This is a genomic window from Pararhodobacter marinus, from assembly GCF_003122215.1.
In the GTDB taxonomy this organism is placed as follows: Bacteria; Pseudomonadota; Alphaproteobacteria; order Rhodobacterales; family Rhodobacteraceae; genus Pararhodobacter; species Pararhodobacter marinus.
This window is the reverse complement of sequence record NZ_QEYD01000002.1, coordinates 437,793-457,043: the sequence shown is the minus strand read 5'-3', so window position 1 is coordinate 457,043 and position 19,251 is coordinate 437,793. Positions and strand designations below refer to the sequence as shown.

General features: G+C 67.3%; 20 protein-coding genes and 1 pseudogene. 12 read left to right on the top strand and 9 right to left on the bottom strand.

Annotation, left to right across the window (positions count from 1 at the left end; translation table 11 throughout):
• Positions 1–82: 82 nt before the first annotated feature.
• The 4 genes and pseudogenes from C4N9_RS22485 to C4N9_RS04790 all read right to left on the bottom strand — a co-directional run.
• Positions 83–484, bottom strand: a pseudogene (locus C4N9_RS22485) (alanine racemase); the annotation flags it as partial.
• 237 nt (positions 485–721) lie between these two features.
• A complete protein-coding gene (locus C4N9_RS04800) occupies positions 722–2,743 on the bottom strand; it encodes a TRAP transporter permease (RefSeq protein WP_109532151.1) in 2,022 nt (673 codons plus the stop codon).
• Entirely contained in the window at positions 2,743–3,222 is a 480-nt protein-coding gene (locus C4N9_RS04795) for a DUF1850 domain-containing protein (protein ID WP_245902456.1), read from the bottom strand. The genes C4N9_RS04800 and C4N9_RS04795 overlap by 1 nt, the downstream gene beginning before the upstream one ends.
• 10 nt (positions 3,223–3,232) lie before the next feature.
• The gene (locus tag C4N9_RS04790) at positions 3,233–4,198 is read right to left on the bottom strand and encodes a TAXI family TRAP transporter solute-binding subunit (RefSeq protein ID WP_109532149.1); all 966 of its coding nucleotides are present in this window, start codon (positions 4,196–4,198) and stop codon (positions 3,233–3,235) included.
• Positions 4,199–4,387: 189 nt separating this feature from the next.
• Here C4N9_RS04790 and C4N9_RS04785 point away from each other — a divergent pair, with 189 nt between their 5' ends.
• The 9 genes from C4N9_RS04785 (at position 4,388) to C4N9_RS04745 (ending at position 11,006) form a co-directional block, all read left to right on the top strand.
• Entirely contained in the window at positions 4,388–5,644 is a 1,257-nt protein-coding gene (locus C4N9_RS04785; protein WP_109532148.1) for a glycerate kinase type-2 family protein, read from the top strand.
• A 130-nt stretch (positions 5,645–5,774) separates the two neighbouring features.
• Positions 5,775–6,419: a FecR domain-containing protein gene (locus tag C4N9_RS04780; protein WP_109532147.1), complete on the top strand. Its 645-nt coding sequence runs from the start codon at positions 5,775–5,777 to the stop codon at positions 6,417–6,419.
• Between the two features lie 74 nt (positions 6,420–6,493).
• Positions 6,494–7,183, top strand: a complete 690-nt coding sequence (locus C4N9_RS04775) for a Crp/Fnr family transcriptional regulator (RefSeq protein WP_109532146.1) — start codon at positions 6,494–6,496, stop codon at positions 7,181–7,183.
• Positions 7,176–8,999 (top strand): adenylate/guanylate cyclase domain-containing protein, encoded by a 1,824-nt coding sequence (locus tag C4N9_RS04770; protein ID WP_168192117.1) that lies wholly within the window; start codon positions 7,176–7,178, stop codon positions 8,997–8,999. Before C4N9_RS04775 ends, C4N9_RS04770 begins: the two co-directional genes overlap by 8 nt.
• Before the next feature lie 101 nt (positions 9,000–9,100).
• Positions 9,101–9,412 (top strand): SH3 domain-containing protein, encoded by a 312-nt coding sequence (locus C4N9_RS04765; RefSeq protein WP_109532144.1) that lies wholly within the window; start codon positions 9,101–9,103, stop codon positions 9,410–9,412.
• 131 nt (positions 9,413–9,543) lie between these two features.
• Positions 9,544–9,828, top strand: coding sequence for a hypothetical protein (locus C4N9_RS04760; RefSeq protein WP_109532143.1), 285 nt, complete (start codon positions 9,544–9,546; stop codon positions 9,826–9,828).
• 172 nt (positions 9,829–10,000) lie between these two features.
• Positions 10,001–10,252: a hypothetical protein gene (locus C4N9_RS04755; protein WP_109532142.1), complete on the top strand. Its 252-nt coding sequence runs from the start codon at positions 10,001–10,003 to the stop codon at positions 10,250–10,252.
• Positions 10,253–10,279: 27 nt separating this feature from the next.
• A complete protein-coding gene (locus C4N9_RS04750; protein WP_109532141.1) occupies positions 10,280–10,636 on the top strand; it encodes a hypothetical protein in 357 nt (118 codons plus the stop codon).
• A gap of 97 nt (positions 10,637–10,733) precedes the next feature.
• The gene (locus tag C4N9_RS04745) at positions 10,734–11,006 is read left to right on the top strand and encodes a hypothetical protein (RefSeq protein ID WP_109532140.1); all 273 of its coding nucleotides are present in this window, start codon (positions 10,734–10,736) and stop codon (positions 11,004–11,006) included.
• Positions 11,007–11,056: 50 nt separating this feature from the next.
• On the opposite strand, the gene C4N9_RS04740 is transcribed toward C4N9_RS04745, so the two are convergent.
• The 4 genes from C4N9_RS04740 to C4N9_RS04725 are packed head-to-tail and all read right to left on the bottom strand — an operon-like array spanning position 11,057 to position 14,783.
• Positions 11,057–12,553, bottom strand: coding sequence for a tripartite tricarboxylate transporter permease (locus C4N9_RS04740; protein WP_109532139.1), 1,497 nt, complete (start codon positions 12,551–12,553; stop codon positions 11,057–11,059).
• Positions 12,553–13,047 (bottom strand): tripartite tricarboxylate transporter TctB family protein, encoded by a 495-nt coding sequence (locus tag C4N9_RS04735; protein ID WP_109532138.1) that lies wholly within the window; start codon positions 13,045–13,047, stop codon positions 12,553–12,555. The genes C4N9_RS04740 and C4N9_RS04735 overlap by 1 nt, the downstream gene beginning before the upstream one ends.
• Positions 13,037–13,780 carry an enoyl-CoA hydratase/isomerase family protein gene (locus C4N9_RS04730; protein WP_109532137.1) on the bottom strand — a complete coding sequence of 248 codons (744 nt, stop codon included), beginning with the start codon at positions 13,778–13,780 and terminating at the stop codon, positions 13,037–13,039. Before C4N9_RS04730 ends, C4N9_RS04735 begins: the two co-directional genes overlap by 11 nt.
• A gap of 52 nt (positions 13,781–13,832) precedes the next feature.
• Positions 13,833–14,783 carry a Bug family tripartite tricarboxylate transporter substrate binding protein gene (locus C4N9_RS04725; RefSeq protein ID WP_109532136.1) on the bottom strand — a complete coding sequence of 317 codons (951 nt, stop codon included), beginning with the start codon at positions 14,781–14,783 and terminating at the stop codon, positions 13,833–13,835.
• A 183-nt stretch (positions 14,784–14,966) separates the two neighbouring features.
• Between C4N9_RS04725 and C4N9_RS04720 the strand changes: the two genes are divergently transcribed.
• A complete protein-coding gene (locus C4N9_RS04720) occupies positions 14,967–15,647 on the top strand; it encodes an IclR family transcriptional regulator (RefSeq protein ID WP_168192116.1) in 681 nt (226 codons plus the stop codon).
• On the top strand, positions 15,644–16,453 hold the full coding sequence (locus tag C4N9_RS04715) for an IclR family transcriptional regulator (protein WP_109532134.1): 810 nt from the start codon (positions 15,644–15,646) through the stop codon (positions 16,451–16,453). Before C4N9_RS04720 ends, C4N9_RS04715 begins: the two co-directional genes overlap by 4 nt.
• Here C4N9_RS04715 and C4N9_RS04710 read toward each other — a convergent pair.
• Positions 16,420–18,510, bottom strand: a complete 2,091-nt coding sequence (locus C4N9_RS04710; RefSeq protein ID WP_168192115.1) for an acetate--CoA ligase family protein — start codon at positions 18,508–18,510, stop codon at positions 16,420–16,422. The two genes, C4N9_RS04715 and C4N9_RS04710, sit on opposite strands and share 34 nt — an antisense overlap.
• Positions 18,511–18,788: 278 nt before the next feature.
• On the opposite strand from C4N9_RS04710, the gene C4N9_RS04705 reads away from it, so the two are divergent.
• Complete coding sequence (locus C4N9_RS04705; RefSeq protein WP_109532132.1) at positions 18,789–19,250, top strand: RrF2 family transcriptional regulator; 462 nt, start codon at positions 18,789–18,791, stop codon at positions 19,248–19,250.
• The last annotated feature ends 1 nt before the right edge of the window (position 19,251 follow it).

Below are 19,251 nucleotides of genomic sequence, written 5' to 3'. Positions count from 1 at the left end.
TGATCTCGTCATACTCCTTGTGTGTCCCTAAAAAACGGACAAACCCTAGCCGATGCCCTCGCTCCCATCCAGATGAAGGCTGTCAACCAGCACCGAGCGGATGGCCCGGACCACGGGACGCAACCGCAGGTCTGACCGCGCCGGTGCGATGCCGAAAACCGCCCGGCCGAAGGCCGACCGGATGCGGGCGAGCGTTTGGATGAATTGGTTGTAGACACCCTCGAGCCCTTGGCAGCCGACCTGCTTCGATCAGGGACAAGACCGGCTCCAATCCCCGGTCGCCGAACCCGTAGCGGTGCAATCCGCAGTCAAGTTTCAGCAAGACACGGACATCGGGCGCGGCGGCGCGGAGGGCGTCGATACTGGCGCGATCATGCACCGACGAAAGCACCCCTGCCCGGCTCAGCGCCGGCAGATCGGGGGGAATCGACGACGGAAACAGCAGCACCTGCGCCTCTGGCCAAGCTCCGCGCAGAGCCAGCGCGTCCGATGCAGAAGCGGGTCACACCGCTTTTTCTCCCCGTTCGGGCGGTCCGCACCGCGCGCGCTGGAGACCATCGAAACCACGCTGAGCCTCGATACCGAGGCCGCGCGCATGACCGAAGACATTGTCAACGGTGCGGGCGACGGGCTGTTGCCGCAAGTGGGGCCGACCGGGCGCGTCTTCACCGCGATCACCGGCTCTGCCGAAAACGTCAGACCTTAGCGCAAGGCGCTGACATCACGACGCTTCCGCGCGCTTCGCGCTTTGTCGGTTCAGGGCCAGCAGAACGACGATCAGCGCGGCGCCCGCCGCCTCGGCCCAGAGTTCCGGCCAGAAGATGCCGATCACGCCGGGGATCAGCGCGAGCCGCATCCAGACCGGCATCGGCCCCCACAGGAAGCCTTCGAGCACGGCGGCAAAGGCCACCAGCGCGATGATCACGATCAGCCCGTTCCACAGCACCAGCGGGATCGGCCCGCCGGTGATGATTGGCTCGTTGAACACCATGAAAAGCGGGATCAGGTAAAGACCCTTGGCGAATTTCCACGCCTGAACGCTGGTTTCCATCGGCTTCGATCCGGCAATCGCGGCCCCCGCGAACCCGGCCAGCGCCACGGGCGGCGTCACGTTCGAATCCTGCGAGTACCAGAAGACCAGCAGATGCGCGATCAGGATCGGCACGCCGAATTCGTTGCTCAGCGCCGGGCCGACAAGGATGATCAGCACGATATAGGCCGCCGTCACCGGCAGACCCAGGCCCAGGATCAGGCTGGCGATCACCACGAGGAACAGCGCGATCAGCAGGTTGCCCTGGCTCAGCGCCAGCATCATCGCGCTGAATTTCAGGCCCAGCCCGGTCAGCCCGACGATCCCCACGATGATTCCCGCCACCGCGCAGGCGACCGATACCGCGACCGCGTTGCGCGCGCCCAGCTCCAGCGCCTTGCCGGTATTGGCCAGCCCTGCCCGGCACATCGCCATGAACCCCGCGCCCGACGCCCCCGTCGTGGCCCAGTTCCACAAGGCCCGGGCCGAGGCGGCGGCGGCGATCGACAGGACCGCGTAGAAGCCGACCCGCATCGGCGAATAGCCCATGATCAGCAGCGCGACCAGCGCGGCGAGCGGCAGCAGGAAATGCCAGCCCTCGGCCAGAACCTTGCGTGTCAGCGGCAGCTCCGCCGCCGTCATCCCCGTCATCCCCTGTTTCACCGCCGCGATATGGACCAGCAGGTAGATCACGCCGAAATACAGGATCGCCGGAAAGATCGAGATCAGCACGATCTCGATATACGGCACCTGCGTGAATTCGCTCATCAGGAAGGCGCCTGCACCCATCAGCGGCGGCATGATCTGCCCGCCCGTCGAGGCGGCCGCCTCGATCCCGCCCGCCTGCGCGGGCCGGTATCCCAACCGCTTCATCAGCGGAATGGTGAAGGCGCCGGTCGTCACCACGTTGGCGATGGCCGAGCCCGAGATCGACCCCATCCCCGCCGAGGCCAGCACCGCCGCCTTGGCCGGGCCGCCCCTCTGGCGCCCGGTCGTGGCATAGGCCAGGTCGATGAAGAACTTGCCCGCGCCCGTCACTTCCAGCACCGCACCGAACAGCACGAAAACGAAGATGAACGTGGCCGCGACCCCCAGCGGAACCCCGAAAATCCCCTCGGCGCCCAGCGTCATCTGGCTGGCCACGCGCTCGAACGTGTAGCCGCGATGGTTCAGGATGCCGGGCATCCAGTCCGAAAGCCATGGCAGCTCGCCCCGGTTGCCGGCGAAGGCGTAAAGCAGGAACACCCCGGCAATCAGCGTCATGGCCAGACCGACCGCCCGGCGCGCCGCCTCCAGCACCAGAACCACGGTGATCCAGCTGACGATCACGTCCATCTCGCGCGGGAAGATCGCGTTGGCGATGGCGTCGATATTCGAGGGCACCCAATAGCCGACCAGCACACCGCCCGCGATCAGCGGCCCGTCGATCAGCCAGCCCAGCACCCCGCGCGGCCGCTCGGGGCCGAAAACCGGGTAGATCAGGAAACACAGGACCAGGATAAAGCCCAGATGGATCGGTCGCAGGAAGAAAAGCCCGGTGCGAAACAGCTCGAACGGCAGAAAGTCCGAGGTCTGGAACCCGCCCGCGACACCCATCTGATAGATCGACAGCACCACGCCCACGACGGCGATCAGCTTGAGAACGAAGCCGGGCTGCACGGGTTTGGGCGCGGCGGGATCGGGCTGGTCGGCACGGGACGCGGTCTGATCCATCACTCTGTCTCCGGTAATAACGCGATCGAAACGCGGGCATGTTCGGCCAGCGCACTGAGGGGAATTTCGCCCGAGCGGGCGCGCAGGCGGTGGTTCACCGGCCCCGCGCCGGGGCGCAGGACGTAGGCGTTGCCGGGCACCGGCTCGTCGATATCCTCGATCCAGTAGCCGCCCTGCCCGTCCGAGACCTGCCGCCCGCGCCCGGGGATATGCCCCAGCCCCGCGCCGAAATCGGGCAGGTGCGACCGCACGAGGACCATCGCCCCGTTCCTGTTTTCGTAAATGTCTTCAACTTCGTAGCCGTCGACCGAATGGTTCCAGACCACGCTCCAGCGCGCGCCGTCCTCGATTGTCAGACAACCAAGCCGCACCTGGTCTTCAAGGCGCGTGGCACAGAGGCTCTCGCCCTGCGCCACACTCGCCAATGCCAGAAGGGCGGCGCTGGCAAGGCCAGCGCCGCCAAGGCGTGAAACGATCACGACCGACGGCTCACGGACGCATACGGTCCGGAACCTCGGCGCCCGTTTCCTCGTAATAGCGGATCGCGCCGGGATGCAGCGGAACCGGGGTCGCATCGAGCGTGAACTCGATGGTGGTCTGGTTCGCCGCCGGGTGCACGGCCTGCAGATCGGCGATGTTCTCGAACATGGCCTTGGTGATCTCGTAGGCCAGTTCCTCGTCCATCTCGGACGACACGGTCAGCACGTTGGGCACGCCCACGACCGCCACGTCGCCATCGACGCCCGAATAGGTGCCGCCCGCCAGCGTCGTGCGCGCGAAGATCGGGTTGGCTTCGATCGCCGCGTCCATTTCCTCGGCCGACAGCTCGATCACATGGATCGACTGCGTGGTCGCAAGGTTCAGGATCGACGAGGTCGGCGCGCCCACCGACCAGAAGCCCGCATCGATATCGCCATTCGCCAGCGCATCGGCGGTTTCGTTGAAGTTCAGGCGCTGTTCCTCGATATCGTCATAGGTGATGCCGTTGGCTTCAAGGATCTGCAGCGCGTTGACCTCGGTGCCCGAACCCGGCGCACCGACCGACACGCGCCGGCCAGCCAGGTCGGCCAGCGTCTCGATGCCCGAGCCTTCCAGCGTAACGATCTGCACCATGTTGGCATAGAGCGAGGCCAGGCCACGCACCATTTCCAGCTGCTGGCCTTCGAAACGCCCGGTGCCGGTCTGCGCCTGCGCGACCGTATCGGCCAGCGCGATGGCCAGATCCGCATCGCCGGTGGCGATCAGGCCCATGTTCTCGACCGAAGCGCCGGTGACTTCGGCGGTCGCCGAATAGCCGTCGATATGGGTGTTGATGATTTCGGCCAGGCCGCCGCCCATCGGGTAATAGACGCCGCCGGTGCCGCCCGTGGCAATCGAAAGCTGCATCTGCGCGGCGGCCGGAACGGCTGCGCCGATCGCCAGAGTCGCGACGCCAAGGTGAAGAATGTGCTTCATTGGTTTTTACCTCCCTTTATGTGCCCCATAGAAAGAGCCATGGCGCGATAAGACAAGAAGTTCGTGACGGAACCCGGGAATTTTTCTGCCGCGCGAAGGTCTGACAATCGAAAATAGGCGCCCGGCCCTTTCGCCCCCGGCCCGGTCACGCCATGATGCCGCCGATTTTCCCTTCGCTTCGAGGACGCCATGATCGACCAGCCCCCCGCGTTTCTGCGCCGCCTTTTCGACCGCGCGGTCGAGGTTGCCGACCCGATGCGCACGCTGGCCGGATCCCTGCCGCCCAAGCCCGAAGGCCGGATCGTGGTGATCGGCGCGGGCAAGGCCAGCGCGCGCATGGCCGAAGCGGTCGAGGCCGCCTGGGGCCCCTGCGAGGGGCTGGTCATCACCCGCTACGGCTATGCAAGGCCCTGTCAGGGAATCGAAATCGTCGAAGCCGCGCATCCCGTCCCCGATCAGGCCGGCGCCGATGCGACCGCGCGGATGCTGGACCTGCTATCCGGGCTGACCGAAGACGATTTCGTCCTCGCTCTCATCTCGGGCGGGGCCTCGGCCCTGCTGATCGCGCCCTGCGAGGGTGTCAGCCTTGAGGACAAGAAAGCCGTGAACAGCGCCCTCCTCGCCTCGGGCGCGCCGATCGGCAAGATGAACATCGTGCGCAAGCATCTGAGCCGGGTAAAGGGCGGCCAGCTTGCCGCTGCCGCTTATCCCGCGCGCATGCTGGCGCTGATGATCTCGGACGTGCCGGGGGATGATCCGGCTTTCATCGGCTCGGGCCCTACGGTGGGCGACGCGTCGGGCGTCGATGATGTCCGGGCGGTGATCGAACGCTGGAACATCGATCTGCCACCCTCGGTTCGCGCCGCGCTCGACCGCCCGACCGGCGTTATCGCGCCCGGCGATCCGCGCCTCTCGCGGGTCGAGAACGTGATCTACGCAGCCCCCGCCCAATCGCTTGCCGCCGCTGCCGAACGTGCACAGGCCGAGGGGATCGAGACCGAGATCCTTGGCGATGCGTTGGAAGGCGAAGCACGCGAGGTCGCGGCCGACATGGCGCGCCGGGCGCTCGATCTGCAAGCGACGCTTACGGCCGGCGATGCGCCCCGCCTGCTTCTGTCGGGGGGAGAGCTGACCGTCACCCGGCGCGGTGACGGATCGGGCGGGCCCAACGCGGAATTCTGCCTTGCCCTGGCGCTCGCGCTCGACGGCGCGCCCGGCATCCATGCCATCGCCTGCGATACCGACGGCGTCGACGGCGCGGCCGAAGTCGCGGGCGCGATCATCGGCCCCGAGACGCTGAAAGGCCACCGCGACGATGCTGAACGGGCGCTCGCCAGCAATGACGCGCACGGGTTCTTCGGGCGGATCGGGGCGCAGGTCGTGACCGGCCCGACGCTGACGAATGTAAACGATTTCAGGGCGATACTGGTTGAAGCTAAGCCCTGAATTCGCCCGCCACGCGGGTCTTTGCCCATTCCCAGCGAATGTTGCTGCGCGCGCGGCGCGCGGCGTGATACCGTCCGGTCATTCATCCAGCCTCGTTCAACCAGCCCTTTGACAGAACCGGATCCCGCTCATGCCGCTCATCACCCGCCGCCATGTCCTCGCCGCCGCCGCGACCCTGCCGCTTCTGCGGATGGCCCATGCTTCGACCGGGGCGGAGATCGGCGAGGTGCTTTCGGTCACGGGCGACGGGATGCTGGAGCGTGACGCACAGGAGCTTGCGCTGGAAACCGGCGCCGGGCTGATGAACGGCGACACGGCCAGCACCGGCGAGGACGGCCTGGCGCTGCTTTATCTCAACCGCGACACGCGCATCAATCTGGGCATCAACAGCCGGATAGAATTGTCGAATTTCCTGTCCGAGGTCGGCGGCGTCATCCATGTCGGCGGCGCGATGATCTTCGACCGGCCCGACGACATGCCGCCGCTCGATCTGCGCGTCGTCACGGCCTTCGGTGAGATCGGCGTGCGTGGCACGCGCTTTTTCGTCGGGCCCTCGGCGGATGATTACGCGGTCTTCGTGCAGCGCGGCAGCCTGACGGTCAGCAATGCCGATGTCACCCGCACGCTCAATGCGGGCGAAGGCTGCGTCCTTCAGGACGGCGCCGCGCCCGGCGTCGTCACCCAATGGTCCTCGCCCCGGATCGATGCGGCCTTCGCGAGCCTTGGGGTTACCCCCACAGGCGAGCCGCTCGACGAGGCCCCCGGCAACGAATGAAAGCCGCGCGCGGTCAGGGCTTTACGCCTTCCTCTTGATGCGGCACCATCGCGGTGCGGCAAAGGGGACCCGACATGCGCAATCGCGGCTTCTGGAAGTCCTTCGAGATGTTCGAAAGCCTCTCGGGCGACGCGCTCGATGCCGTTGCCGACGCCGCGCGTCCGCGCCGGTGGGCCCCGGGCGAAGTGTTGTTCCAGCGCGGCGATCCGGGCGACTGGCTCGTCGCGATTGAGGACGGACGGATCCGGGTGTCGCTGGTCACGCAGGCGGGCAAGGAGCTGGTGTTGCGGCACGCCGAAGCGGGCGAAATGCTGGGCGAGATTGCGCTTTTCGACCGTCAGCCCCGTTCCGCCGATGCCACGGCGGTAGGGCCCGTGACCGGGCATGTCCTGTCGCGGCGTGATTTCGACCGGCTGGCGGCGCAGGATCCGGCGTTCTACGAGGCCGCGCTAACCCGCCTGTCGACGATGCTGCGCGCAACCACCCTGCAGCTTGAATCCATTGCTCTGTACCAGCTTCGTGCCCGCGTCGCGCGCTTCCTGCTGATCACGCTCGAACAGCTTCATGGCGCCGACATCCCCGAGGGCGCGGGCCTGTCGCTGGGCCTCTCGCAGGGCGAGCTTGCCGCCGTGCTGGGCGCCACGAGGCCCAAGGTGAACAAGGTCCTGCAGGACTTTCGCGACGACGGGCTGATCCTTGACGATGCCGGTGCCTGGCGGTGCGATATCAAGGGCTTGCGGGCTGAAGCGGGCGGCGATGCCTGACCAGCCGCGCCGCCCGCTCGCAGCCCTTGTCGTGCTGGGCCTGTGTCTTGTCGGTGCTGCGCTCTTGTGGACGCGCCCGCCCGCGATGACCGCCTGGCAAGAGCGTGCGCTGGACACGCTGGTCCGGTTGGGCCCGGCGCCCACGATGCCCGCCTTGCGCGTCATCGACATACCCCGCCATGACGACACGGGCGCGCCGTGGTCGCGGGCCAGCTCGGCGCGGCTGGCGGCGCGGCTTGCGGAAAGCCGTCCTCGGGTGATCGGCTGGGACGTGGTTTTCGCCGGAAATTGCGAAGCTTCCGCCGAGAACTTCGCGCTGGCTGCGAGCTTTTCGCGCGCGCCCACGGTGCTGGGCGTCTTGCTGTCGGCCAGCGGCGCAAGCCTGCCGGGCGCGCCTGCTGCATTGGGCCTGACGCAGGACGCCGTCGCCCGCCTGTGGTCCGCCCCGGGGGCCGAGGCGCCATGCCCGGGCTTCCTGTCCGACAGCGTCACGCTGGCAAGCCTGTCATTGCCGGGCGATTCCAGCGCGCGCGTGCGGCTGGGTCCGGTGGCGATGCGCATCGGGGACAGGGCGCTGCCCTCGCTGCCGCTGGAACTGGTCCGCCGTGCGCGCGATGTCCCGGCCCCGGTGATCGCGCAGGCCGCGGACGGATTGCGCTTGATGCTGGGCGATCTGTCGATACCGCTCGATGCGCTGGCCAGCCTGCGCCTGCGCCCCCGCGACGCCACGGCGCGGGCCGCCCGCACGCTGGATGCCGCGGCCGTCCTGTCCGGCGAAGCCGCACTTCCCGAGGGCCAGATCCTGATCGTCGGGTCTTCCGTCCCGCAGCGTGGCGGGTTGCGCCCTACCTCGGCCGCGCCGCTTTACCCGTCCGTGCAGATCGCCGCCGACCTGACCACGGACCTTCTGGCCGATGCCGTGCCCTGGCGCCCCGGCCATGCCGGGCGGATCGAGGCCGCAGGCCTCGCGGTCGCAGGCGGGCTCCTTGCCGTGGCGCTGCCGGTGATGACGCCGCTCTGGGGCGCGGCGCTGGCCCTGGGCCTTGGCGCGACGCTCTCTGCGGGCGCGATGCTGGCTCATCTGGCGGACGGACGGCTTCTTGATCCGCTATTGCCCGCGCTCATGCTCATCGGGGCGGCGACGATCGCGCTGATTGCGCAGGCCGCGTTGACCGCCCGGGCCGAGCGTGCGCTGCGCCACAGGATGGGTCAAAGCCTGCCGCCTGTCGTCGTCTCGCAGCTGGCGGCGCGACCGGGTCTTCTCAGGCTCGCCGGGGAAAGGCGTGAAGTCACGGCATTCTTCACCGATCTCGAAGGCTTCACCGAAGCCACCCGCAACCGCGATCCCGAAGCGCTGATCGCTGCGCTGGATCGCTATTTCGACACCGTCTGCGCAGTGATCCTTCGCCATGGCGGGATGGTCGACAAGATCGTCGGCGACGCGGTTCATGCGCTGTTCAACGCCCCGCTCGATCAGGACGGGCATGTCGATCACGCCCTGGCGGCAGCGCGCGAAATCATCCGCGAAACCGACGCCTTGCGCGCCGATCTTCAACTCGGGCGCACGCGGATCGGGATCGAGAGCGGCGCGGCGGTTCTGGGCGATGTCGGCACCGCGTCGCGCATCGATTACACCGCGCATGGCGCCTGCGTGAATCTGGCTGCGCGACTGGAACAGGCGGGCAAACGCCTTGGCCCCGCCGCGGTGATCGGCCCCGGCGCCGCAGCCCTGGCCCGAACGCCCCTGCGCCCGCTCGGTCGTCACGAGATCCGGGGTTTCGGCCCGCTCGATCTGTTCACGCTGACGGATCGCTGAGCCTGTTCCCTGCGGAACCGCGCCGCTCTGTCGCGACGCCTAGAAAGACGGTGCCGGCCATGTCGCCGGGCAACCCGATCTTTTGAAAGGATTTCATCGCCATGTTCCGCAATCTTCTCATCGCCGCCACGCTGACCCTACTGCCCGCCGCCGCTTCGGCGAGCGAGGCCTGGACCACCGGGGGAGTCAATTTCCGCAGCGGCCCGTCGACGCATTATGCCGTCATCACCACCTTGCCGCGCTGCGCGGTGATCGACACCCACGAATGGCAGGACGGCTGGGTCCGCGCCAGCTGGCAGGGCCGCTATGGCTGGCTGTCCGGGCGCTATGTCTCGGACAGCAACGCGCATTGCAACGCGGGCTATCGGCCGGCGGCGTCCGGCGGGCATTCGGGCTATTCGCGCGGCTACTGATCCTTGCAGGTTTGCCAAGAACGGGCCCCCTTGGCGGGGCCCGTTTCGCGTTCGTGTTCCCTGTGGAACCGCGCGATCCGCGGGGACCGCGCATAAAGCAAGGATCGAACCGCAAACCCAAGGGAGATCCCATGATCCGCGCCATCCTTCTGACCCTCGCCGCCTCGGCCGCGCTGAGCCCCGCCCTTGCCACCACCTATGGCTATCAGCAGCGCTACACCACCGGAGCCGAGCCGCAAGCGCCACAAACGTTCAGCGAGCGCTACGGCGCGCCATCCGAGGGCGAGATCGGCACCGCCTTGAGCACGCGCTGCACCCGTTTGCACGGGCGCCACGGGGTGCGTGAACTGTGCCGGATCGTCGAGACGCCTGGCAGACGCGGCTGGGGTCGTGACGCGCAATTCTTCTTTCGCTGATCGCTCCGATCAAGACACCCCGAAACGGACCCGCGAGGGTCCGTTTTTTCATGCGTGCTCAGCCGGTCTGCGCGCCCCTGTTCCCCCGGGAACCGCGCGGAATCGCGACTCGGGGCAGAGTGAAGACATCGAAAGAGACAACCCAACCCGAACCCCTGAAAGGACCTGCCCCATGTTTCGCAACGCCATCTTCTCGCTTACCGCCGCCGCGACCCTGATCAACGCCCTGCCCGCTCATGCCAGCGATTACGGCACCCCGGTCGAGCCCACCGCATCCGGCTCCGTCTATTTCTACCCCGTCGTGCGCCCCGCTCAGCCCCATCAGCCGCAGCGCCCGCGCCAGAACCCGCAGACCCAGACCGATATCGCCGTGGGCGCCGCTGTCGTGGGTCTGGCCATCGGTCTTCTGCTCTCGCGCCGCTGATCCCCACGCAACCGAAAGGATCCTGCCATGGTCCGCAAGTGCCTGCTCGCCGCCCCGCTCGCCCTCGCCGCTTCCGTCGCTTCTGCCGATACGGCGCTTGTCACCTCTACCAGCCCGCTTTTTGCCCGGCCCGATCCCGAAAGCGCGATGACCGGTGCGGTGCGCGAATGCGGGCGGGTCGAGGTGCTCAGCCTGCGCTGGGGTTACGCCCTGGTCGAGTTCGAAACGGTGCGCGGTTGGTATCCGGCCGACCGCCTGCGCCCGGTCGAGGCGGGATGCCACAGCGACGCCCCCTACCGGATGGAGCGCGACGACCATGCCCGCGAGGTCATCGGCGCGCTGGCTCTGGGGGCCGTCATGATCGGTGCCTTGTCGCGCTTCTGACGCCGCAGCCGGGACAAGATCCCTGACACAGGCCCGCCCGTCGGGCACACTCACCCCCACTGGATAAAGTCATTCACACCCTTTTTGGAGATTTCCCATGTTCAGAACAGCCCTTGCCGCCGCCGCCCTTGCGCTTCTTGCCCCCGCCGCCGCCTCGGCCGTGACCTTCTACGTGGTCACGCCCGGCATCGCGCAGGCCCAGCCGACCGTGAACAGCGAACAGCTTTATCGCTTCAATGCCTGCATGCGGATCGAGGCCTTCCAGATGGTCGATGGCTGGCTTCTGGTCGAGTTGGAAGGCGGCGATGCCTGGTATCCCGGCATCTGGGTCTCGACCGAGACCGGCCATTGCCCGAACGGCACGCACTGACCCCTGCATGACTGAAAAGGCCCGGCTTTCCCGCCGGGCCTTTCGCCGCGTCACGCCTCGGCGCGGGCTTGCCAGCGGCGCCAGAGCGGCAACACCACCTGTGCCCCGATGATCGCCAGCGTCGCCAGGAACAGGATCAGCGAAATCGGGCGGTCCAGGAAGGTCGTGTATTCCCCCCGCGACAGCATCAGCGAGCGGCGGAAATTCTCTTCGATCATCGGTCCCAGCACGATGCCGAGCACCAGCGGCGCGGTCGGAAAGGCGAGGATGCGCAACAGCCATCCCAGCACCCCGAAGGCCAGAAGCTGGTAGACATCGAAGACCGACAGGTTGACCGAATAGGTGCCGATCACGATCAGCACGACGATGGCGGGATAGAGCCAGCGATAGGGAATGCGCAAGAGGCTCACCCACAGCCCGATCAGCGGGATGTTGAAGATCACGAGGATCAGGTTGCCGATCCAGAAGCTGGCGATCAGGCCCCAGAAAACCTCGGGCGTATCGTTCAGCATCGCCGCTCCCGGCTGGACCCCGTGCACGATCATCGCCCCGAGCATCAGCGCCATCACCGCATCGCCCGGCACGCCCAGCGTCAGGGTCGGGATGAACGCGGTCTGCGCGGCCGAGTTGTTGGCGGCCTCAGGCCCCGCGACGCCTTCGACGGCGCCCTGCCCCATGGTCTTGGCGTTGCGCGCGACCTTGCGTTCGACCGCATACGAGAAGAAGGATGCGATGGTCGACCCCGTCCCCGGCAGCGCGCCGAAGAACGACCCGATGGCCGAGCCGCGCCAGATCGCGGGCCAGCAATCGCGCAGCTCCTGCCGCGTCGGGATCATCGAGCGCATCGTCACCTTGTAGGCGCTGACCGCCCGGTCGCCCTTGCCGATATTCACGAGGATCTCGCTCAGACCGAACAGCCCCATGGCCGAGGCCACCAGCGAAATCCCGTCGACCAGCTGCATCTCGCCATAGGTAAAGCGCATCGTGCCGGAAATCGTGTCGAGCCCGACAATGCCCAGGACCAGCCCGAAGATCACCATGGCCAGCCCCTTGACCGCCGATCCCTCGGACAGGGTCGAGGCGGCGACAAGACCCAGCACCATCAGCATGAAGTATTCCTGACTGCCGAAGCGCAGCGCGAATTCCGCCAGCGCAGGGGCGAAAGCCGCCATCAGGATGATGCCGATCGACCCGCCGATGAAGGACGCCACCGCCGACAGGAACAGGGCCGCCCCTGCCCGGCCCTTGCGCGTCATCTCGTAGCCGTCGAGACAGACCACCGCGCTGGACGCCGTACCGGGCAGTCTGAGCAGGATCGAAGCGACCGAGCCGCCGTATTGCGCGCCGTAATAGATGCCCGCCAGCATCACCAGCGCGTTGGTGGGCGTGGTGTAATAGGTCAGCGGCAGCAGCATCGAGATCGCCGCCAGCGGCCCCACGCCGGGCAGCACGCCGATGAACATGCCGATGGACACGCCGAGGAAGCAGTAGAACAGCGTCGAGGCCGAAAACGCGACCTCGAACCCCAGCATCAGGTTCTCGATCATCACACGTCTCCCGGATACATCGGCAATTGCAGGTTCAGCCCGATGCGGAACACCAGCCACACCAGCGCCACCAACACCACCGACAGGACAAGCAGCTCAACCGGTCCGCGCCCGCTTTCGGCCAGGGCGGCAATCACCACCAGCACGATGATCGCCCCGCCCGCACCGAGGAACGGGAATGTCAGGCAAAAGCCAGCGATGGCGGCGATCATCATCGCGGGCGGTCTGAGCGGGCCGAATTCTACGCTCACCCGTCCCGGCGCGATGGCCTGCACCAGCAGGATCACCGCGAACAGCACGAAAAGCCCGCACAGGATCGCCGGGAAATAGCCCGGCCCGACCATGCGCCCGCGCCCCATCGACAGGCCCGAGGCCTCGATCCCCACGACCAACGCGCAGATGAGCAGGAACAGCGCGCCCAGCCCCTCGCGCGAGGTCAGGACACCGCGCAACCCGCGCGGCGGCGTCCCCTCGGGCCGGGGCTCAGCGGCCATGGAACACCGGCTTGCGTTTGGCCTTGAAGGCTTTCAGCGCGTTGACGGCATCCTCGGACGTCATCACCCGCTCGACCCGCGCGGCCATGTCGATCTGCATCTGCATCGGCGCATCGCCCAGCGTGTCCAGCGACATCCGCTTGAGCATCTCGACCACCAGGGGCGCGTTGGCGGCGATCTTCTGCGCCAGCGCGCGGGCATGGGCGACATGCTCGCCCGGCGGCACCAGCGCATTGGCCACGCCCACCTGATAGGCACGCTCGGCGCTCAGCGGCTCGCCCGTAAACATCATTTCCAGCGCGACGCGCAGCGGCATCCGCTTCGTCAGGATCGACACCGCGCCCTTGGCGACGCCGACCTTGGCCTCGGGATAGATCAGCGCGGCATCCTCGGTCATCACGACAAGGTCGCACATCTGCGTCAGCACGACCGCCGCGCCGATCACCTTGCCGCTGAGCGCGGCGATGATCGGCTTGTCGCAGCGAAAGCCCAGCTCGGGCACGCCTTCCCAGAAGCGCTCGGGCGGATCGGTCAGATCGGCGCCCGCGCTGAACACGTCGTCGCTTACGGATTTCAGGATCGCCACCCGCGCGTCGCCCGCCGCGAAAGCGTCGAAACAGGCGCGCAGATCGGTGAACATCTGCGACGTCAGCGCATTTTTCTTCTCGGGGCGGCGGATCGTGATCTCGGCGATGCCGCCCTGTTCGAGATAGTCGATATTGTCGAAATTCATGAATCCCACCCGATGGCAAAGCCCCCGCCGTTTCGGGCGGGGGCCGAAGGCCTTATTCGATCGTGATGCCGGCCGCGTCGCGGATCTCGGCGAAATCGACCATCATCGCGTTGACCGCCGCATCGGTGGCCGCCGGATCGCGATAGATCGGCAGGATCCCCATGCGCAGCACCTGCTCACGGTAATCGTCGCTGGCGACCAGATCGGCCAGGGGCGCCGACATCGCCTGCAGATAGGCGGGATCGGTGCCATCGGGCGCCCAGACGCCGAACCAGCCTTCGATCGCCATGTCCACGCCCTGCTCGCGCGCGGTGGGCATGTCAGGCAGGTTCGGATGGCGGTCGGCGGTCAGGGCGGCGATGATGCGCAGGTGGCTGTCGCCCGCCTGCGTGGCCGCGACCGGATCGGCCATGAAGTCGATCTCGCCCGACATCACCGCCGCCATCGCGTTGTTCGATCCCTGATAGGGGATATGCGTGGCGTCGGTTTCGGTCGCCAGAAGGAACATCTCGGCGGTGAACTGCCCCATCGAGCCCACGCCCGCCGTGCCATAGGTCGCGTCGTTCTCACCCAGCCAGCTCACGAATTCTTCGACATTGGTCACCGGCAGATCGCCGTTGACAGCGAGGAAGCTCGCCGCGTCGGCGACGGTGGCGACGCCCACGAAATCGGCCTGCGGGTCATAGCTGACGGCCGGATTGATCAGCGGCTGAACGACCTGCGTGGCATTGTTGCCGAAAAAGATCGTGTAGCCGTCGCCCTCGGCCTGCGCGGCCTGCGTGGCGCCGACGACACCGCCCGCGCCGGGCCGGTTTTCCACCACGACGGGCTGCCCCACGGCGGCCGAGATCGCATCGGCGGCGCGGCGGGCCAGAATGTCGGTCGTGCCGCCGGGGTTGTAGGGCACGATCATCGTGATCGGACGCTCGGGCCATTCGGCCAGGGCCTGCGTTGCACCAAAGCCGACGATCAGCGCCAGCGACGAAGCCAAAGTCTTCCGCATGAAATCCTCCCATGTCGGCGCCCTGCGCGGGCGCTGTCCTCCCAGACGAGTCGGAGGCTAGCACGCGCGTTTTTGTCTCGCAATACTGGAGTGCGTTCTGAATATTGGAACACTACCTTTCCATAGCCCGCATTGACCTTGCGCCGCCGCCCCTCGTATCCTGCGCCAAAGAGGAGCGCTGGCGTGGACCGCACATTGCTGAAAGGTCTCGATGTTTTTGAGCGGGTGATCGCGGCGGACGGGCCCGTCCAGATCGCCGACCTTGTGCGCGAAACGGGATTGCCGAAATCCAATATCCACCGGACATTGTCGACGTTGGTTGCGGCGGGCTACGTTTTGCACGACCCGGTTGAGCGGCGTTACAGCGCGTCCCTGAAGGTCGCCTTGTTGGGCCAGCGGGTGACCACGCGCACCCGCTACCGCGAGGCGCTCTTGCCCCATTTGGAAGACCTCGCCCGCCGGACCGAGGAAACCGCTTCTTTCGCGCTGCCCTCGGGCGCGGGAATCGTCATCATCGCCAATGCATTGCCGCCGCGCTCGCTGGCGGCGATCCTGCCCGACAGCCAGACTTTCGCGCCCGAGGATACCGCGTTCGGGCTTGCGCTTGATCCCGGCGCCCCGCGCGATCCGGCGCATGGTGCGTACGGGCTGATCACCGATCATCCGCAACGCCACACGTTCGAAATCGCCCTGCCCCTGTCGCCGGATGCGAACCCGGCGCTTGGCGCGATCGGGCTGGTCGGACCCGCCAGCCGGTATGGCGACGAGCGGCTGCCCCCCCTGCTCGGCGCGCTTGCCGGCCTGCGCGCGGGCGCTTTCGCGGGCAACAATCCCAGCCTTGGAAGCCCGGAACACGCGGCATGATCAAGTCGGTCGAGAAAGCTTTCCGGGTGCTTGAAGGGCTCAGCCGCGCCGATGGCCCGATGCGGCTGAGCGACATCGCCCGCGCCAACGGGATCACCCGCTCGAACGCCTTCCACCTGCTGCAGACGCTGCAGGAACTCGATTACGTCCGGCAGGCCGAGGACAGCACCCTCTACGAAGCCACCTTCCGCAGTTTCGAGATCGGCGCGAAGCTTCTGTCGCGCAACACGCTGGTGGCGGTGGCGCATCCGTTCCTGTTGCGACTGTCCGAACAGGTGCCCGAGAATGTCATGCTGAACGTGCGCGACGGCCTGTGGAACGTGGTGGCCGACCGGATCGAAAGCCGCTCGGTCGTGCGCACGCTGGCCTATCTGGGCGCCCGCGCCCCGCTGCAATCGGTCTCCAGCGGCAAGGTTCTGCTGGCCCATGCGCCCGCCTCGGTCATCGACGAGGTGGCGCGTTCGCTTGTCGCCTATACCGCGCGATCGATCACCGATCCCGACGCGCTGCGCGAACAGCTCGCCCGGATCCGCGAACAGGGCTACGCGGTCGCCATCGGCGAGGTGAACGAGGACGCCAAGGGCGTCGCCAGCCCGGTGCGTGACCGGCATGGCGACGTGGTGGCCGCGCTCAGCATCGCCGGGCCGATGAACCGGCTGGGCGAGGACACGATCGCCCATTACGTCGCTTTGCAACACGACACGATCCGCCGGATCGAGGCCGCCTGGGCCAATGGCTGGCGGGGCGACGCCGCCCCGCCGCAGTTTCCCGGTCAGGCCAGCGTCGCGCGTCCGTCCAGCGCATAGGCGCCGTCGGGCGTTGAGCGCAAAGGGTTGACCTCCATATCGACCAGCGCCTCGCCCAGATCCGCCGCCAGCTGCGAAATCCGCGCGATGGCGTCGCAGAGCGCGGACATGTCGACGGGATCCTGCCCGCGCGCGCCCGTCAACAGCGGCCACAGCTTGAGCCGCCGCAACAGCGCTTCGGCCTCGTCCGGGCAGATAGGCGCGCTGGCCTGAGCCACGTCTTTCAGAAGCTCGACATAGACGCCGCCCGCGCCAACGACGATCTGCGGCCCGAAACCCGGCTCGTTCGTGACCCCGACCAGAAGCTCGACCCCCGCGCCGATCATCTGCTGCACATCCACCCGCACCGGCTGTCCCGGGGCGTGTTCGGCAAAAGCCGCGACGATCTGGGCATAGGCGTCGCGCAAGCTGGCCTCGTCCCCGATGCCGACCTTGACCAGCCCGGCATCCGACTTGTGCACGACATCCGCCGCGACCCCCTTCATCACCAGCGGGAATCCGATCCGCGTGGCGGCCTCGAGCGCTTCGTCCAGCGTGCCGCAGCCTTCGGCGCCCGGCACGCGAATGCCGGCGGCGGCCAGCATCGCCTTGACCTCGGGCTCGGTCAGGAAGCCCGCGCGCGGCGCCACCGCCAGCGGCTGGTCCCCGATCCGGGCAGGCACGCCGTCGCGCACCAAGGCATCGCGCCGCGCCACCATCGCCTCCATCACCCGAAGCGCGTCGTCGACGCGGGTGACATGCGGCACGCCCGCGTCCAGCAGCATCTCGCGCAGATCGCCCGCAAAACGCGAGGTCGTCTGCACGATCAGAACGGGTTTCGTCTGCCGTTTGAACGCGTCGATCAGGCAGCGCATCGTCTCGGGCATCAGCGGCTGGGGCGTCAGCACATAGGTCAGCAGGCCGACATTCGGATCCTCATGCACCGCGTGGATGGCCCGCTCGAAGATGCCGAATTCCAGCGCGCCCTTGTGGGCGCCCAGGTCCAGCGGGTTGTTCTGATGCGCACGCTGGAAATCGCCGTCCATCCGGTCGCGCGTGTCCTCGGAATAGGTCGCGACCGGCAGCCCGGCCAGATCCATGCGGTCGGCCAGAACGGCACCGCCCCCGCCCGAGGAGCACACGACGCCGATTCCGCCCGTCCCCATCGGCGGATTGGCATCCATCAGCCCGGCCACAAGGATCATGCTGTCGGGATCGTCCATCACCACGATGCCGGTCTCGCGGCAGAGCGTCTCGAAGGCCGAGAACGACCCGGCCAGCGACGAGGTATGCGAGCGCGCCATGACGCTGCCCGCCTCGGTCCGCCCGGCCTTGACCGCCAGAATGGTCTTGCCCGCCGCGCGCGCCTTCAGCGCCAGATCGCGCAGCCTTGCGGGCGATTTCAGGCCCTCGACATAAAGACAGATGACCCGCGTCGCCGGATCGGCGATGAAGCCTTCGACGAAGTCGCACAGTTCCAGATCCGCCTGATTGCCGATGCTGACCATGCCCGACAGGCCCACACCGTGATCGTGCGAGGCGACGTAAAGGGCCCCCATCAGCGCGCCCGACTGGCTGACCAGCGCCACCCCGCCCTTGCGGAACGGGCCGGTATAGCGAAGCGTGGGGGTCGAGGACAGCGCCATGTCGGCCGAGGGCACGATGAAGCCCATGCAATTGGGCCCGACGATCCGCATCCCGTAGCCGCGGGCGATCTCGACGATCCGCGCCTCCAGCGCCGCGCCCTCGGCACCGAATTCGGCCATCTGCGCGGTGACGACGACGCAGGCGCCCACGCCCGCCTCGCCGCAGTCGGTGATCATCTCTTCCAGCTTCAACGCTGGCACCGCGACCAGCGCGATATCGGGCGCGGCGGGAAGATCGCGCACGCTGGGATAGGCCTGAAGGCCCAGCACCGTCTCGCGGCGCGGATTGATCGGATAGATCGTGCCCGCATAGCCATGCTCGACGAGGTGATGAAAGATCCGCCCCCCGAATTTCGCGTAATCCTCGGTCGCGCCGATCAGCGCGATGGATCGCGGCGCGATGATGCGCGCGATTCCGATACGGTCGCCCATATCCGTCATCCTTCCTCGCAAAGTTCCAAATATTGGAACTGTGTTTCCCTATTTGGCAGATTGCGGAGGATGCCGGGCGAAGTCAAGCGCGCGCTGGTGTTCAAAACATGCCGCGATCGAGAATGAATTTATATCCGGGCTCCGTTTCGTGATCTGGATCAAAGTCGCGCATCCTGCCTCTGCCTAGGAAATGCGCGCACCGGAGGCGGATTATGCCCGCCCCGCCAAGCGCTTCGCCGTCGGCCCGGGCCGGCCCGCTTTTCCCAGATGGACCTTTCATGCGATTGACCCTCCGAACGAACCTCGCCATGCGAACGCTCATGCATTGCGCAGTAAGCTACCCCGACAGCCTGCGCACCGCCGATGTGGCGCAGGCCTGCAATGCCTCGTTTCACCACGTCGCGCAGGTCGTGAACCAGCTCGAAAGCGCGGGTTATCTGATTACCTCGCGGGGACGCGGCGGTGGGATCGTGCTGGCGCAGAAGGCCGAGGACATCTCGGTCGGCACCGTTTTCCGCATGTTCGAAGCCGATCTGCCCTTCGCCGAATGCATGGACAAGCGGCGCAACACCTGCCCGCTTTCCGGTGCCTGCCGGCTGAAAGGCATCCTGTGCGAGGCGCTGACCGCCTTCTATGGCACGCTCGACCGCTATACCGTGCGGGACCTGATCGACGGCAATTCCGCGCTCGAGGCGATCTTTCTGGACGGCATGACCGGGGGATCGCGCGAAAGCGCCTGAT

Coding starts and splice junctions, on each gene's coding strand:
- C4N9_RS04800 (WP_109532151.1), bottom strand. CDS start 2,743: ATGGATCAGACCGCGTCCCGTGCCGACCAGCCCGATCCCGCCGCGCCC.
- C4N9_RS04790 (WP_109532149.1), bottom strand. CDS start 4,198: ATGAAGCACATTCTTCACCTTGGCGTCGCGACTCTGGCGATCGGCGCA.
- C4N9_RS04785 (WP_109532148.1), top strand. CDS start 4,388: ATGATCGACCAGCCCCCCGCGTTTCTGCGCCGCCTTTTCGACCGCGCG.
- C4N9_RS04780 (WP_109532147.1), top strand. CDS start 5,775: ATGCCGCTCATCACCCGCCGCCATGTCCTCGCCGCCGCCGCGACCCTG.
- C4N9_RS04775 (WP_109532146.1), top strand. CDS start 6,494: ATGCGCAATCGCGGCTTCTGGAAGTCCTTCGAGATGTTCGAAAGCCTC.
- C4N9_RS04770 (WP_168192117.1), top strand. CDS start 7,176: ATGCCTGACCAGCCGCGCCGCCCGCTCGCAGCCCTTGTCGTGCTGGGC.
- C4N9_RS04765 (WP_109532144.1), top strand. CDS start 9,101: ATGTTCCGCAATCTTCTCATCGCCGCCACGCTGACCCTACTGCCCGCC.
- C4N9_RS04760 (WP_109532143.1), top strand. CDS start 9,544: ATGATCCGCGCCATCCTTCTGACCCTCGCCGCCTCGGCCGCGCTGAGC.
- C4N9_RS04755 (WP_109532142.1), top strand. CDS start 10,001: ATGTTTCGCAACGCCATCTTCTCGCTTACCGCCGCCGCGACCCTGATC.
- C4N9_RS04750 (WP_109532141.1), top strand. CDS start 10,280: ATGGTCCGCAAGTGCCTGCTCGCCGCCCCGCTCGCCCTCGCCGCTTCC.
- C4N9_RS04745 (WP_109532140.1), top strand. CDS start 10,734: ATGTTCAGAACAGCCCTTGCCGCCGCCGCCCTTGCGCTTCTTGCCCCC.
- C4N9_RS04740 (WP_109532139.1), bottom strand. CDS start 12,553: ATGATCGAGAACCTGATGCTGGGGTTCGAGGTCGCGTTTTCGGCCTCG.
- C4N9_RS04735 (WP_109532138.1), bottom strand. CDS start 13,047: ATGGCCGCTGAGCCCCGGCCCGAGGGGACGCCGCCGCGCGGGTTGCGC.
- C4N9_RS04730 (WP_109532137.1), bottom strand. CDS start 13,780: ATGAATTTCGACAATATCGACTATCTCGAACAGGGCGGCATCGCCGAG.
- C4N9_RS04725 (WP_109532136.1), bottom strand. CDS start 14,783: ATGCGGAAGACTTTGGCTTCGTCGCTGGCGCTGATCGTCGGCTTTGGT.
- C4N9_RS04715 (WP_109532134.1), top strand. CDS start 15,644: ATGATCAAGTCGGTCGAGAAAGCTTTCCGGGTGCTTGAAGGGCTCAGC.
- C4N9_RS04710 (WP_168192115.1), bottom strand. CDS start 18,510: ATGGGCGACCGTATCGGAATCGCGCGCATCATCGCGCCGCGATCCATC.
- C4N9_RS04705 (WP_109532132.1), top strand. CDS start 18,789: ATGCGATTGACCCTCCGAACGAACCTCGCCATGCGAACGCTCATGCAT.